We start from the raw sequence: 12795 nt of genomic DNA, 5'->3' as shown, positions 1-12795 counted from the left end.
ACCCGGCCACGCGGAGGACCTGCGCGAGGCCGCGTGCGGAGAACTCGTCCCGGGCGTGCGGCCGCAACCGGACTCAGGCCGGTCCGGACGGCGCCACCAGCCCCTAGCGAGCCCGACACCGCGACCGAGACCTATCCGCCGCGTGCACTGCGCGATGAACAAGCTCTGACAGGGAGTCATGAACCGCACACACCTCGCCATCGCCGGACTGGTTCTGTTCGCCGCCGCGTGCGGTGGCGGCACCACCAACAGCGTCGCCACGCCGGTCACCACGAGCAAGGACCCGACGAACTCGACGACCAGTTCTGCCGACGACCAAAAGCTGGCCGGTGTCGAGCCCTGTCAGCTCATCTCCGGTGGCGAGGCCTCGGCCATCGGGCTCATCGCACCACCGGAGGGGCGTGAGCTGGCAGGGACGAAGACGTGCGAGTGGATCGACAAGCACGGCGGGATCCTCGTCAACGTCGAACCGCAGCGCGGCGCCGAGGACCTCGACTTCCAGAGGAAGACCAAGACCGCGGTGAGGTTCGGCAGGTTCGACGGCTTCATCGTGCCCGGCGAGAAGGACTCGTGTGACGCGCTGATCGTGGTGACGGCCAAGTCGAGCATCCAGATCTCCGCCAGTTCGGGTTCGCTCGACCCGAACATCTCGAAGGCCTGCGAGCTGGCCACGAAGTCGGCCGAGCTGGTTGCCGCGAAGCTGCCGTGACAAGGCCGAGCCGTGAGGCCACCACTCGTGGCCCGATCCAGCCAACGAGATGAAGCGTCCATGACCGGCCGCCGGTGGCGCCGGTCGGTAAGCGGCGAGCGCCACCGGCGGCGAATACCACCACACCCGCCACCGGCCACATTGGACAACCAATGTCCCCTGTGGCACACGCCTTGCACGGAATTCCGATCCGGCACGATGACCAATTTGACAGGAACTCATGAGCCGCATGCGTATCGCCCTAATCGGCCTGGCCCTGTTCGCCGCCGCATGTTCGGGCGCGCACACGAGTGGCGCGGACCGGCCCGGCACCACCCAACCTATGCCGGCGACCGCCGTCAGCCAGACAACCGATACCGAGCTCGCCGGTCTCAAGCCCTGTGAGCTGCTCACCAGAATCGAGGCAGCGGGCCTGGGCATCACCGCCCCTCAGCCCCGCGAGACCGCCGGCTCGCAGACCTGCGAGTGGGACGGCAACGGCAACGGCGGTCTCACCATCGCCCTGGACACCAAACGGGGGATCGACGATCTGAACTACTCGGGCGACACGAAGACGCCCGCCAGGTTCGGGAAGCACCAGGGCTTCAGCGTGGCGGCGCCCGGGAAGGCACCGGGCCTCTGCCACGCCGTCATCTCCGTGACCGCGTCGTCCAGCGTGCGTCCAGCGTGCAGGTCGTGGCCAGCGCCGGTGGCGCGTCGACCGACACCACGAAGGCCTGTGCGCTGGCCACGAAGTCGGCCGAGCTCGTGGCCGCCACGCTGCCGTGACCACACGGCGATCTCAGTACTGATCGACACCTGCACAGTCGAATGGACAAGAGCACCAATCCATGGCCCCTCCCGCCCGTACTGCAGAAGTGAACCGACTTCTCGGCCAGCTCGGCGCCTACATCCGTCAGCGGCGAGAGGATGCCGGAATCCCGCGCGGTGCAGTGATTCGCCACACGCGCTTCAGCCTCACGAAGATGTTCAAGATCGAGGCGGGCACGCTGCGGCCCAGCGTCGATGACGTGCGCCTCATAGCCGAGGCAATCGGCATGGACCCAGCGGCAACCGCACACGTCCTCGGCCTGGCACACCAGCTGCAGACAGCCAGCGACCGGGCGCGGCAGAAGCCCGCTCTCGCTCAGCCCGACCCGGACGCTCTACGTGATCTCGGCATGCTCGCCACCCTACTGCGCGAACATAGCGGCACGGTCGGGATCACCATCTGTGAAGCGGCTCGCCGCACACGCTTCAGCCGCACGAAGACCTCCGCGATCTTGAACGGAAGGCGACGGCCCAGCGTCGACGACGTGCGCCTCCTAGCCAAGGCAATCGGCATGGACCCAGCGGCGAGCGATCACGTCCTCAGCCTGGCACGCCAGCTGCAGACGGCCAGCGGCCTGACGCGACAGGCACCGGCTCCGCCCCCTCTCGCCGAGCGCGACCCAGACGCCCAGCGCGATCTTGACGAGCTCGCCGCCCTGCTCCGCGGACACCACAAAGCAGCCGGGATCAGCCGCGCTGAAGCAGCCCGGCGCGCGGGCTTCAGCAGTTGGAGAATGTCCGCGATCTTGAACGGGAAGCAGCAGGCCAGCGTAGATGACGTCTTCTGTCTCGCACGCGTCCTCGGCATGGACCGCGCCACTACAGGGCGGGCTCTCACACTGGCGCGTCAGCTGAAAGCAGCTCAGAGCCGTCGAACTTCCGAGGAGCGGAAGGGGCGGCGGCCTCCACAACGCGACATCGACAAGCTCGCCGCCCTACTCCGCGCGCACCACAGAACAGCCGGGATCAGCATCGCTGAAGCAGCCCGGCGCGCGGGCTTCAGCCACTTCAAAGCGTCCGTGATCTTGCGCGGGAAGCAACGGCCCAGCGTCGACGACGTGCGCCTACTGGCCGAGGCGATCGGCATGAACCCAGCAGCGACCACACAGGCCATTGAAGGGGCACAACGGCTGCAGGCGCGTAACGCGGCCTCGGCGGAGAAATCCCCGGCGAGCATCGACCAGACACGGTGCGCACAGCCGACCGCGGCGACCGCCCCGACCGCGGCGACCGCCTTCAGGCCGAACAGTGACCGGTCACGACCGTGCGACGACGTTTCGGATCGCACCCTTCGCTCGGGACCGCGGTTGCTCAGCAGGTACTGATAGGCCGGCCAGTCCGAGTCGGTGAAGCCGCCTTGCAGCAGGGCGTCGACGAAGGTGATCGGGCTGAACCCGTCGGCCTCAGCTGCGCGAAGACCGGTGTGGCACCGCATATACGACGCGGCACCAGCAGTGCACGTGACAGCGAGCCCACACCACGCCTATCGGGCTGCCAGTTCATGAGGTGTCCAAGTCGTTCCCGATCATGCCGTCGGCGACCGACACCAGAACGCCGTCGTGATGACGCGCTGCTAGAGCAAGCGAGCTCCCGCCATCACGAATTCCCAGATCGAACCGTCATGTTCCCCACACCCTTATATAAACTGGATCGGCCATAAGAGCACTCATGCCAAGCACGCGAATAATACACGCGCAGTACGCGAACGAGATTGCCCAAGAACTTCGTTCTCTACGTCGGCAGTCGGGCGTCCGACAGATCGATGTGGCGGAACACATTCGCGTATCGACTCCAACCATAACCCACTGGGAAAGGGCGCGGGAGGTGCCGTGCCTTACCCGTATCGTACAGTTGGCAAGTTTCTACGAAATTGACGCCGAGGCACTGCTCGTGCGCATTGCGCGATCCGCACCATGCCCCAATATGAATGACCTGAGAATTCCCGCAGGGCAGACCGTGATGCGCGCGATTCTTACTCATTATCTCGCTACCCATGAACGGAGCCCAAGGCTTCTCGGATCGAACAACGGCGTCCTCGGATCATCGCCGTCCCCTCCGCAGGAGGCGATCCCGCGCGCACAGTACGCGAGGAGACCTTATCGAGCCGTCCTCAGCAGGGCCCTGTCCGACATTCGAACACTGACCACGCACTACGATCAAAATGATGTGGCGCGCAGACTGGGAATAGAGCAGTCCAATCTGTCAGCCTGGGAAACGGGCGCAGTGTCTCCGGAGCTACCGCCGCTCGTGCAGCTGGTCAACGAGGTTTACGGTGCCTGTGTGCAGCAGTTCCTGATCGACGTGGCTGCCCAGGCGGAGTGGGATCCGCGTGTGCCTCTGATCAACATGCGCGAAGGCAGTCAGGTCTTGAAAGAAATTCCGAAGACTCAGCCGGTTCTCTTTGCACTCGTGTCATACGAACTCGGCTCACGCGTACCGGCGACATGGCTGTCCAGCCCACGCTCCGCGACCAGGCGGTCAGCAAGGGCGCGCAGACGCGACCGGGCCTGAGACCTCGTGGCCCGCCATCGAGCAAGCGTCGCCAGCGGGAACGAGGCATGGGTTCAACGGCGGTCATGCCTCCACGCCGTAGGAACGTCGTGGTGTGCAACACGGGCGTGGCGGCGGTTCTCCGAAACCATGCACGCGAGCTACCCGGCTCCACGCGGCATCTGAGGAAGTGACATGCCAACTGAGACTGATCATGGTGACGTCGCCATGAGACAGCTCAGGACGATGCAAAACGAGCAAGATCGATATGCAACGCACGGCGGGGTCGTACACACAGGCACCAGGCGACCCCACGCCCCTCGTCATCCACCTCCGGATCGGCCGTGTCCAGAGTCCAGCACTGCGGCCACGTACTCATCAGCTGGGGTCTACCCAGGCGGACTCGTGCCCGATGGCATTTCGCTGCCATATTGAACGTCGCGCTGCCGAAGGTCGCGCCGTCAGTGATGGTCACGTCGCCGAACAAGGCGTGGCCTTCAAGGGCCGCGCGGCCGAACCAGTTGCTGCCGGTGAAGGCCACGCGGCTAAACCAGGTGTCACTGGCGAAGGTCGCGCCGTAGGTGAAGGCCACGTGGCTGCACAGGGCGCCGCAGGTGAAGCGCGCGCCTTTGAAGGTCGCGCCGCCGGTGAAGGTCACGCCGTCGAACCAGGCGCGGCCGCTGAAGGCAGCGCGGTTCATGCGAAGTGCTGGCAGATGACAGTTACTCAGGTCAACGTCGATCAGGCACGCTTCGGTGAGGTCGAGTTCCGGGACCTCGTGCCAGTAATCCTGGTGAGGCTGACCGCTGCTGTTGTGTGGGCGGAGGCGGAGGTGTTTGGCGAGAAGGCGTTGCACAGAGAGGCGGAAGTCGCGTTCCAGGACTGCCTCGGCGTGTGCGGCCTTGGGATCGGGCGCTGCTGTCTCGGCCTGGGGATGTCGTATGCCGATGCGTTGGCAGGGGTCGCGCAGCGGCGGGCGGGTCACGCCTGCAGGTGGGCGAGCAACGGTTGCGGGTCGTGGGTGGTGGGGTGTAGGGCATGCGCAGCAGGGCGCACCACAGCTCGACGAGCTCGCCGCCCTTCTGTGTGAACACACCGAAGCGGCCGGGATCAGCATCGCTGAAGTAGCCCGGCGCACGGGCTTTCGCCCGTTCAAGATGTGGGCGATCTTGAATGCGATACAACCGCCCAGCGTCAAGGACGTGCGCCTACTGGCCGAGGCGATCGGCATGAACCCGGCAGCCACCAGACAGGCCGTCGAACGGGCACAACGGCTGCGGGCGCCCACAAGCGGCCTCGGCGGAGAAGCCCCCGGCGAGCATCGACCAGACACGGTGCGCACAGCCGACCGCGGCGACCGCCCGACCGCGGCGACCGCCTTCAGGCCGAACAGTGACCGGTCACGACCGTGCGACGACGTTTCGGATCGCACCCTTCGCTCGGGACCGCGGTTGCTCAGCCCTTGACGGCGCAGGCGCCATCAAGGGCCGCAGGTGCCGGTAGGCCGGCCAGGCCTAGCGGAAGGGTGGACACCCTCAAGGCAGCCACGAACGCCGCGCGTACGCCGATCGCGGCGAAAGCTTGCCTCGCGCTTTCCCAGCCGTGACACCGTCGAGGTGGCGATAGCCGGTGCGGGCGCGGAGTTCGGCGAGCGTGAGCTCGAGGGCCGGTGTGGATCGTGCGCACCATGACGCCGGGATCCTCGCAGCGGTAGGCGGCGCGGACCTCGGCACGGATGGATGACGAAGCTACCTGCGGGCACGTCCGAGCAGGTAGACCAGGGTGTTGTGCGGGACGGGCTCGCCGTTGGCTCCGGTCACCGTCGCCCCGAGCCGCGCGGCCTCCGAGAAGGAGATGGCGTGGTCCGCCACGCCTGCGTTTCGGGCTCGTCTTACCGCAGCGCGCAGCACTTGCGCATGGGAACGGGTCCGGCTGGTCGTTGCGGCGAACGAACGCAGCGCGCCTCGCACATCCCCATCGCGCAGAAGTGCGAGATCACTGCCCGGCGGCAGGAACTCCTCGGTGATCGCCGCACCGCCCATGGGGACGGTGTGGGGGCGTCCCCGTTCGCGTGCGTCCTGCGACAGCAGGGCTCCGACGAGGTCCATCGCGCTTGTCATTCGGTTGCCGCGTTGCCGCACCCGGTCAAGCGGGAAGCCGGGCCGTGCTCTGACGTGGGCCTTCGGACGTGTGCTGTGGGTGTGGGAGTGACGTTCATGATGCAGGTGCTGTTCGTTGATCTCGCGGCGGAGGTTGTGCCCGTACATTTCATGCATGCGCATGCATCGCCCAGTCGGCGCAGCTCACCGCTGGTATGTGCGGCACAGGCACGGCAAGGCCTGTGGCCGCACCGGACACAGGCTCGGTGCTCCAATTGCGCACGCGCCAGCGGAAGTATTTCACCAGGCCAGTTGATCGCTTGTCTCTGCCGTTGTTCCAGGGGGCGACCCGCCTGCCATCGGGGTCGTGATCGAGCATGTCCATGATCGAGTGATTGCACCAGCCAGCCTCGTAGAGCTTGGTCAGCTCTCGCTTGAGGTCCCGGAGTTCGGATGAAGGCCACTCCGCGCGGCTGATCAAGCTCAACGTGGCCGCGTGAGTTTGGTCTTCGCCGACAGGAGCGACCTTGCTGGGCCACTCGCGAAGATTGGCGATCCACATGTGCCGCATGCCTTGGAAGCCGGCAACCTTGTGCAGAACCTTGAAGATCTCCTCAACGACGATCTCTGCGTCAAGGCTGCCTGTGCGGGTGTCGTGCCCCATGGCTTCAGATGCTCTCCGCCAGGACCAAGCGTACGTGGTCGATCTTGGCGGAGAGCACTCGTACGAGTGGAGAACACGCCCCGATCGATACCTGTTGTCTGTGGCAAGCCTGACTGCACGCGACAGCAGCAGCGTGCGCCGACCTGGCAGGACGCCGTCGATGTCGTCGACCATGTCGAGGCCATCGCGCGCCGGCACCTCCTCGTCGACTCCCGATCACGGTGCGCGCCGACGATGGTGCCGCAGCCCCTTCCGGTCCTGTCGGGGCGTCTCCTTGGCCCGGCGGATGAACCGGTCGATCAAATTTGATCGGCCGTTAGCTGGTGGAGGTCGGCGAAGTCGGCGGGGATGTTGCCGCCGTGCTCGAAGTACGCGGTGAGCACCCTCCGTACCGTCTCCAGCGGTACCACCTGTTCGGCGGGGATTTCTTGGGTGTTGGCCGCGAAATCGAAGAGTTCCGTCCCCGTGGCGTTCCGGTTGCCGAGCGTCGCGCGAGCCGGATTCCACAACTCGTGCACGAAGCCCGACTCCGCGCCGATACCCGCATACAAGTGAGGGAAGCCGTACGCGTCCTCCGTGACCGCAAGCTCGACGATCGCAGGAACCGGCTTGTCGCCAGGCAGCTCGATCACGCCATCGATCAACGCGGACAGCTCTTCCCGCGAGTTGATCAGTACGGGAGACTGCGCTGACTCGCGATCGAAGATGGCCTTCAGCGTTGCCACGGTGCCCGCGTCCCTCCTGCGATCGTTTGCGTGTACCCGTCCGAGCCGTAGATCGTGAGCGTGGAGCCGGCGGGCAGGATCGCCCCGACGAGTACCTCGCACCCGAAGTCACCGACGCACGGGACGTTATTGATCAGCACCGTAGCGTGCTGAATGTCGTTGTTGCGCATGTGCACGGCGAGTGTGGTTTCCATGTGTGACGCGGAGAACGGCAGTCCTGGACGCGGGAACTGGAGCGACTTCAGGCACTCGGCGACGTCTGCCGCGTCGGCCCCTTGCCCGCTCACGATCTCTGTGCCATCGGCGAACCATCGGCCGTGCGTCTTCTGGCCCGTGCTGGCCTCGACGGGCGGGGGAAGCTGATCGCGGAGCTGCTGGAGGTGCTCGGGTGAGCCCGGCTTCGGTGTGCCTGAAGCCGCCGGAGATGCGGCAGGCGTGGGTGGTGGCGGAGTCGGTGGAGCGCCGTCGAGTTGCAATCGACCGACGATGCTTTTGATCGCGTCCGCCGCCGAGCCGAGACCCGACGTCAACCCTTCAGGCTCACGTATGCCGTCTACAACTTTCGTGAACATGGCGCGTGTGTCTTCGACGTCCGTTTGAAGCGAACCCTCCCCGCCGCCCCCAGAAGTTCATGAGCGTCTTCGGCGAGATCCGCCGCGTGTGCCGCGCTGATCGCTTGTTCGATCTTGTTGAGCGCTGCGTTGAGTCCGTCCCCGACTTCGCCGATCGTTGCCACCGCGCCCCTCCGGTCGGCGTCGATGCTCGCATGAGCGCGCCGACAAAAGCGGTAACCCCACTAGGGGCATGGCCTGGCGGGGTGAAGTCGCAGTGTCCTATATAGCAGCTAGTATGAATTCGCCCATGTCTCGATTGCGTGAAAGCCATCCACTACCAGGCCGCATGTGATGGCGATCCCCCGCGTGTTGATCAAGTCCCAGGCCGCAAGGGCGGATGGGGCATTCGGGTTGTTCGATGCGTCGGCGAATTCGCGTAGCATTGCCGCCACCTCGCCGTGGTTGACCGTAAAGGGCTGGAGCAACTCGACTCCGCTTCGGTCGTAGGCAATTCTCAGAAGCTCTGCTTTGACGGCTTCGATGTTCACTTCTTGTTCTCGTCCTTCGGGTTCATTTCACTCAAAAGCCCATACCGCAGTGAGCACCCTTTTCCGCTCCGTCGAGACGAAAAATGGCTCTCTACGCATCCCGTTGCATCACTCGCGCCGACTGCATCTCAGAAGCCTTCGGACTATCGGTTCCCTCACTACGCCGTTCGGATCGCCACCGTTTTCACGTGCGACTGCGTCGAGACCGAATCGTTCGCGACAGCCTTACACGCTCTCGAGGAAGCGCAAGAGGGAGCGGCGTGAGTCGATGCACTCGGTTCGTGGCCGGTCATGGCCGGTGCTCCAATCGTGCACCAAGGTTTCGCATGTACTTCCCGGCAATTGCGCTACCCTCCGGGGTTCTGCCCATTTCGATGAGGATGTCTTGAGATAAATAGTCGGAGATCCATCGGAAGCAGTTCGCGATGCCTGAATTGGTTAGCCGAAAGCAGGGGCCGTCGTTTCCGCAGGCGGGGATTCGCGCCACGCGCGCCGAGTCGCAAAGCGTTTCAACCGCAGTGCGCACCCTTCGTGGTGGAATCCCCGTCTTTTCCTGTATTTCTCGTTGTGTCCACGAGCGATCCGGGTCAGCCAAAAGAAGCATGATGATCATGAAGCGTGAGAGAGTCGGGCATCCTTCGGGCGGGCCGGCCTGAGGCACTTGTGATTTCCCTACTGGTTCTGCGTGTTGCAGACGCCGCGGACCGAGCATAGGCGACACGGCCGGGGTTTACGTGAGGCGATCGGCGCCCTGACGGTCTCGGGGGTTGGCTTACGGCGGCTCGCACGGTAACGCCTAGTGGCTCCGCATACAAACAGGGACATGACAGATACTGCAGCAAAAAGGGCGATGTCGTGGAAGGCGAACATGAATCAGCCTCTGCTCAATCGGATGATCCCAGAGATGAATGGAAGTGATCGGCGTTCAGGCGGTTATTTCGTCCACGGCGAAGCCCAGCCGCTCGCGGGCGTCATAGGACACCAGCCAACGCCAACGCCGGTGAGGGCGCTGCTGGAGGCAGCGGTAGTCATGACAACCAGCGCACCTCGCGTAGCGGTTGCCGCACCTCACTCAGGGAGCGCACGACGTCCCACAACTCCGCACGTTCGCGCGCGATGTCTCCCGCCAACTGCTCGCCCTTGTCATAGAAGGTCGCCGCATGGCTTCGCGCTGTCGCGGCACGGCACGCGGCCTTGGGGGCTGTCTGTGCGGGGGTGAACTGTGCACGGAGCTGTCGGACAGCGGTCCCGATCGTTGACCACTCGATCGCCTCCCACACCTCCGCTGTCCCCCATCCGTCCCATGCGGCCAAAGGCAAGGGCCAGTTGTCCATCGCGGAGCGGAGCAGGTCGACATGGAAGCGGTACGCCCGCTCGCCGATACCCATGTCATCGCCGGAGGCGTACCTGTCGAACTCGTGCAGCGCGGCCCGGAGCATCATCGCCAGCGCCGCGCAGTCCATGCGCTCTTTACGCATCGCTTCCCGGAGATGCTGGAAGTCCCACGTGACCCCGGAGTCCAACAGCACCTGTTGCAGGGCAGCCTCGCCCGGCTCAAGCGGGCCGATCGGCTTGCGGAGCGCTACGACCGTCACGACCGCACGCCCCGGCGCCGCAGCGCGTACAGGCGAACCCTGCCGCTCCCCCACCTGGAGATCACCATCAGCGGCTCGGCGACTGGCCTGACAGCCGCGCGGAACCTGATCGACTGGTCGTCTCGCCTCATCCAGACCCTCCCGACGTGGAAAGAGGTAGGCCCGCGGCTCGCGACGTCAGAGAGGCCGGCGCGGGCCGCACTCCCTCAAGATCAGTTTCTGCGTTCCCGGCCAGCGAGAACACAGCGCAGAACGAGGAGTTTCACGCCGGCGTCTGCCTGTTCTCTGCTTTTTAGGCAGAGAAGTGGGCGGATACCGTGAACGGGTAGCCTCGCAGGCTGTGGACCTCCTGCCGTACGACGAGTACGCCGCCTCGCTGAACCGGAAGCGCACCGCGGCCGGCGTGCTGTTCCGAGATGCGCAGTCGCGCGTGCTTCTGGTGGAGACCACCTACAAACGGTCGTGGGAGATCCCCGGCGGGGCTGTGGACGCCGACGAAGCACCCTGGCGCACGGCGATCCGTGAAGTCGGTGAAGAGATCGGCCTCTATCGACCGCTCGGGAAACTGCTGGTGATCGACTACATCCCCGCAGATGACCCCATGCCGGAAGGGCTCGCCTTCGTGTTTGACGGCGGCCTGATCACATCCGAGGAAGTGGCAGCGATCGCGTCGACCGACCCGGAGATTCGCTCGGTTGGCCTCTACGAACTTGACGACGCCCGTGATCTGGTGAAACCGGCGCTCGCAAGGCGGATCGCCGTAGCGTTGTCTGCTGTCGACGCGGATGGTCCCGTGCTCTGTGAGGGCGGACTACCTGTTGCGGCTCAACTGGACCGCTGAACTACACGGGAGCGTTCGTCATGCCGCAGCCGATCTCCGAGAACCTCGCGCGGCTCCGCATGATCAGCGACATCTCGCAGGAGGCGCTGGCGGAGGCGTCCGGTGTTGGCGTCGACACCATCAGCCGAATCGAGCGAGGCGAGCGCCAGACGGTCCGACGCACGACGGTTGCCAAACTCGCCGCGGCACTCGAAGTGCCTCCAGCGGTATTGCTTGGTCTTGAGGCGCGTCCTGATGAGCAGTACCGCGACCAAGTCGCGGACCTTCGCTGTGCGATCACAGCCAGCGCGGAAATCCCGGGCCTGGCGGACTTCGCCGAGACGGACGAGGTAGCCACAGCGGAAGCAGTCTCCGACGACGCCCATCACGCGTGGCGTGCCTACGTCGGCGGTGACCACGGCACGTTGCTTCACATACTCCCGACCTTGCTCATCGATGCGCGTCGCCGCACACATCACACGAGTGGTGACGCCAACGCGGTTGCGCAACGCGTTCTCTCGACCGCCTATCGGTTGGGGGCAGGCGTGGCGGGCCGCTTCGGACTTGATGATCTTGCCTGGACGTCCGCGGAGCGTGCGATCGAAGCCGCACGGCGATCTGACGCTGTCGAGATGGAGACGGCCGTCTCGTTGCGATATCTCGTATGGACTTTGGTGCGACAGGGCCGCACAGAGGATGCCGAACGCGTGGCGGTGAGGTCCGCGGCCGGCATCGAGCCGCGAATGCTTGATCGTGATCCGGTGCGCGCTGGGGTGTTCGGAAACCTGATCTTCAATGCGGCGAGCGCCGCGCTGAGATCCGGTAACAGTCGCCGCGCGGAGGACCTTCTCGCAGTCGCTCACTCCGCAGCCGTGAGGTCCGGTCGCGATATGGCGAGCGAAGCCGCGATTTTCGGCCCGCGTGTAGCGGCCTTTCAGCTCGTTGACCACGCAATGCGCCTGGGTGACCCGGAGACCGCTTTGCGACTGGCCGACCGCATCCCGCAGGCGAGCGGAGCCGTCCCGGCGTTCTGGGAAGCGGGGCACCGACTTCATCTCGCCCATGCCGCGACACAAATCCGACAAGATCACCGGGCACTCGGCTACCTGGCTCAGGCACGGCAGATTGCGCCGGACTGGGTTCGCCGCCAGCCACTGGGCAAGACGACAATGAGCGTGCTCGTTGATCGCGCCACCCGCCGCAAGGGGAAGGAATTCGCGGCTCTGGCAGTCCACTACGGCGTTGTGAACACGCGGACGAAGTAGCAAGGTCGGCCCCTGATCTCGGTATGCAGCGAGTGCAGGAAGCCTCGCAAGAGCATGCCCGGTTGTATCGGCCTGAGCCGATTGCCGTACCAGAGTTCAGGCACGGTCCTCGGCGGCGGCATGACCCGCGCGGTGCGCTCTCACTCGGCTGATCAGGGCGTGCCGCACCCCCTGCGCGAGGCAACCAGGCCGGCGGGCGAAGCGCTCCTCACCCGGTCCACGCGAGACCGCGGTTCCCTCTACATCGACAGGTCCGCGGCCCTGGCTTGCGCGTGTGACAGATGAGGCGCCTCGTCACAAACGCGTCACCGCGTTTGACGCGGCACCTCATCGCACGCACGATCGCATACGCGTCCGGCCGATCGGGTGAACGCGGCTGACTTCCCCTCAGCGCTTCGTGCTGCAGTGAGGAAGGGGCTGCCCTATGAGGTCCACTCCGGACCCATCCGACGCGATGCGCCGGCACACCGAACTGGCCGAGGGCACCGCCGCGTGGGCCCGTACCCGCGGCGTCTA

The 12795-nt window shown here is 65.3% G+C and carries 13 protein-coding genes and 1 pseudogene; 7 read left to right on the top strand and 7 right to left on the bottom strand.

Annotated elements, in window-relative coordinates:
- Window positions 1–178: 178 nt before the first annotated feature.
- The 4 genes and pseudogenes from ADL03_RS15280 (at window position 179) to ADL03_RS45400 (ending at window position 4030) form a co-directional block, all read left to right on the top strand.
- On the top strand, window positions 179–709 hold the full coding sequence (locus ADL03_RS15280) for a DUF3558 family protein (RefSeq protein WP_053734114.1): 531 nt from the start codon (window positions 179–181) through the stop codon (window positions 707–709).
- A 220-nt stretch (window positions 710–929) separates the two neighbouring features.
- A pseudogene (locus tag ADL03_RS50780) lies at window positions 930–1352 on the top strand (DUF3558 family protein); the annotation flags it as partial.
- A 214-nt stretch (window positions 1353–1566) separates the two neighbouring features.
- Window positions 1567–2844 carry a helix-turn-helix domain-containing protein gene (locus tag ADL03_RS15275; RefSeq protein ID WP_197288357.1) on the top strand — a complete coding sequence of 426 codons (1278 nt, stop codon included), beginning with the start codon at window positions 1567–1569 and terminating at the stop codon, window positions 2842–2844.
- Window positions 2845–3187: 343 nt separating this feature from the next.
- The gene (locus ADL03_RS45400) at window positions 3188–4030 is read left to right on the top strand and encodes a helix-turn-helix transcriptional regulator (RefSeq protein WP_082373166.1); all 843 of its coding nucleotides are present in this window, start codon (window positions 3188–3190) and stop codon (window positions 4028–4030) included.
- A 217-nt stretch (window positions 4031–4247) separates the two neighbouring features.
- Here ADL03_RS45400 and ADL03_RS46995 read toward each other — a convergent pair whose 3' ends face one another.
- Window positions 4248–4994 (bottom strand): pentapeptide repeat-containing protein, encoded by a 747-nt coding sequence (locus tag ADL03_RS46995; protein ID WP_157528687.1) that lies wholly within the window; start codon window positions 4992–4994, stop codon window positions 4248–4250.
- Here ADL03_RS46995 and ADL03_RS50775 point away from each other — a divergent pair.
- Complete coding sequence (locus tag ADL03_RS50775) at window positions 4951–5475, top strand: helix-turn-helix domain-containing protein (RefSeq protein ID WP_369808977.1); 525 nt, start codon at window positions 4951–4953, stop codon at window positions 5473–5475. The two genes, ADL03_RS46995 and ADL03_RS50775, sit on opposite strands and share 44 nt — an antisense overlap.
- Window positions 5476–5757: 282 nt before the next feature.
- Here the strand turns inward: ADL03_RS50775 and ADL03_RS46990 are convergent, their stop codons facing one another.
- The 6 genes from ADL03_RS46990 to ADL03_RS15250 all read right to left on the bottom strand — a co-directional run bounded on the left by ADL03_RS46990 (window position 5758) and on the right by ADL03_RS15250 (window position 10194).
- Window positions 5758–6285 (bottom strand): hypothetical protein, encoded by a 528-nt coding sequence (locus ADL03_RS46990; protein ID WP_157528685.1) that lies wholly within the window; start codon window positions 6283–6285, stop codon window positions 5758–5760.
- On the bottom strand, window positions 6278–6772 hold the full coding sequence (locus ADL03_RS15265; RefSeq protein ID WP_053734111.1) for a hypothetical protein: 495 nt from the start codon (window positions 6770–6772) through the stop codon (window positions 6278–6280). The genes ADL03_RS46990 and ADL03_RS15265 overlap by 8 nt, the downstream gene beginning before the upstream one ends.
- A 299-nt stretch (window positions 6773–7071) precedes the next feature.
- Window positions 7072–7497 carry an Imm1 family immunity protein gene (locus tag ADL03_RS15260; RefSeq protein ID WP_053734110.1) on the bottom strand — a complete coding sequence of 142 codons (426 nt, stop codon included), beginning with the start codon at window positions 7495–7497 and terminating at the stop codon, window positions 7072–7074.
- Complete coding sequence (locus tag ADL03_RS45395) at window positions 7485–8069, bottom strand: DddA-like double-stranded DNA deaminase toxin (RefSeq protein WP_082373164.1); 585 nt, start codon at window positions 8067–8069, stop codon at window positions 7485–7487. The genes ADL03_RS15260 and ADL03_RS45395 overlap by 13 nt, the downstream gene beginning before the upstream one ends.
- Window positions 8070–8341: 272 nt before the next feature.
- On the bottom strand, window positions 8342–8599 hold the full coding sequence (locus ADL03_RS46985) for a hypothetical protein (RefSeq protein WP_157528683.1): 258 nt from the start codon (window positions 8597–8599) through the stop codon (window positions 8342–8344).
- A gap of 1028 nt (window positions 8600–9627) precedes the next feature.
- Window positions 9628–10194 carry a hypothetical protein gene (locus ADL03_RS15250; protein WP_053734108.1) on the bottom strand — a complete coding sequence of 189 codons (567 nt, stop codon included), beginning with the start codon at window positions 10192–10194 and terminating at the stop codon, window positions 9628–9630.
- Between the two features lie 340 nt (window positions 10195–10534).
- On the opposite strand from ADL03_RS15250, the gene ADL03_RS15245 reads away from it, so the two are divergent.
- Together ADL03_RS15245 and ADL03_RS15240 are read left to right on the top strand one after the other, a co-directional pair.
- On the top strand, window positions 10535–11035 hold the full coding sequence (locus ADL03_RS15245) for an NUDIX hydrolase (protein WP_053734107.1): 501 nt from the start codon (window positions 10535–10537) through the stop codon (window positions 11033–11035).
- A gap of 20 nt (window positions 11036–11055) precedes the next feature.
- Entirely contained in the window at window positions 11056–12279 is a 1224-nt protein-coding gene (locus ADL03_RS15240) for a helix-turn-helix domain-containing protein (RefSeq protein ID WP_053734106.1), read from the top strand.
- Window positions 12280–12795 lie beyond the last annotated feature (516 nt).

Source organism: Nocardia sp. NRRL S-836 (genome assembly GCF_001279525.1).
Classification (GTDB): domain Bacteria; phylum Actinomycetota; class Actinomycetes; order Mycobacteriales; family Pseudonocardiaceae; genus Lentzea.
The sequence above is the reverse complement of the archived record's forward strand: the minus strand, read 5'-3'. Positions and strand labels throughout refer to the sequence as shown.

Excerpts from the sequence above, each read along its gene's own strand:
- ADL03_RS15280 (WP_053734114.1), top strand. The coding sequence starts at position 179 with ATGAACCGCACACACCTCGCCATCGCCGGACTGGTTCTGTTCGCCGCC.
- ADL03_RS45400 (WP_082373166.1), top strand. The coding sequence starts at position 3,188 with ATGCCAAGCACGCGAATAATACACGCGCAGTACGCGAACGAGATTGCC.
- ADL03_RS50775 (WP_369808977.1), top strand. The coding sequence starts at position 4,951 with ATGCCGATGCGTTGGCAGGGGTCGCGCAGCGGCGGGCGGGTCACGCCT.
- ADL03_RS46990 (WP_157528685.1), bottom strand. The coding sequence starts at position 6,285 with ATGCATGAAATGTACGGGCACAACCTCCGCCGCGAGATCAACGAACAG.
- ADL03_RS15265 (WP_053734111.1), bottom strand. The coding sequence starts at position 6,772 with ATGGGGCACGACACCCGCACAGGCAGCCTTGACGCAGAGATCGTCGTT.
- ADL03_RS45395 (WP_082373164.1), bottom strand. The coding sequence starts at position 8,069 with ATGTTCACGAAAGTTGTAGACGGCATACGTGAGCCTGAAGGGTTGACG.
- ADL03_RS15240 (WP_053734106.1), top strand. The coding sequence starts at position 11,056 with ATGCCGCAGCCGATCTCCGAGAACCTCGCGCGGCTCCGCATGATCAGC.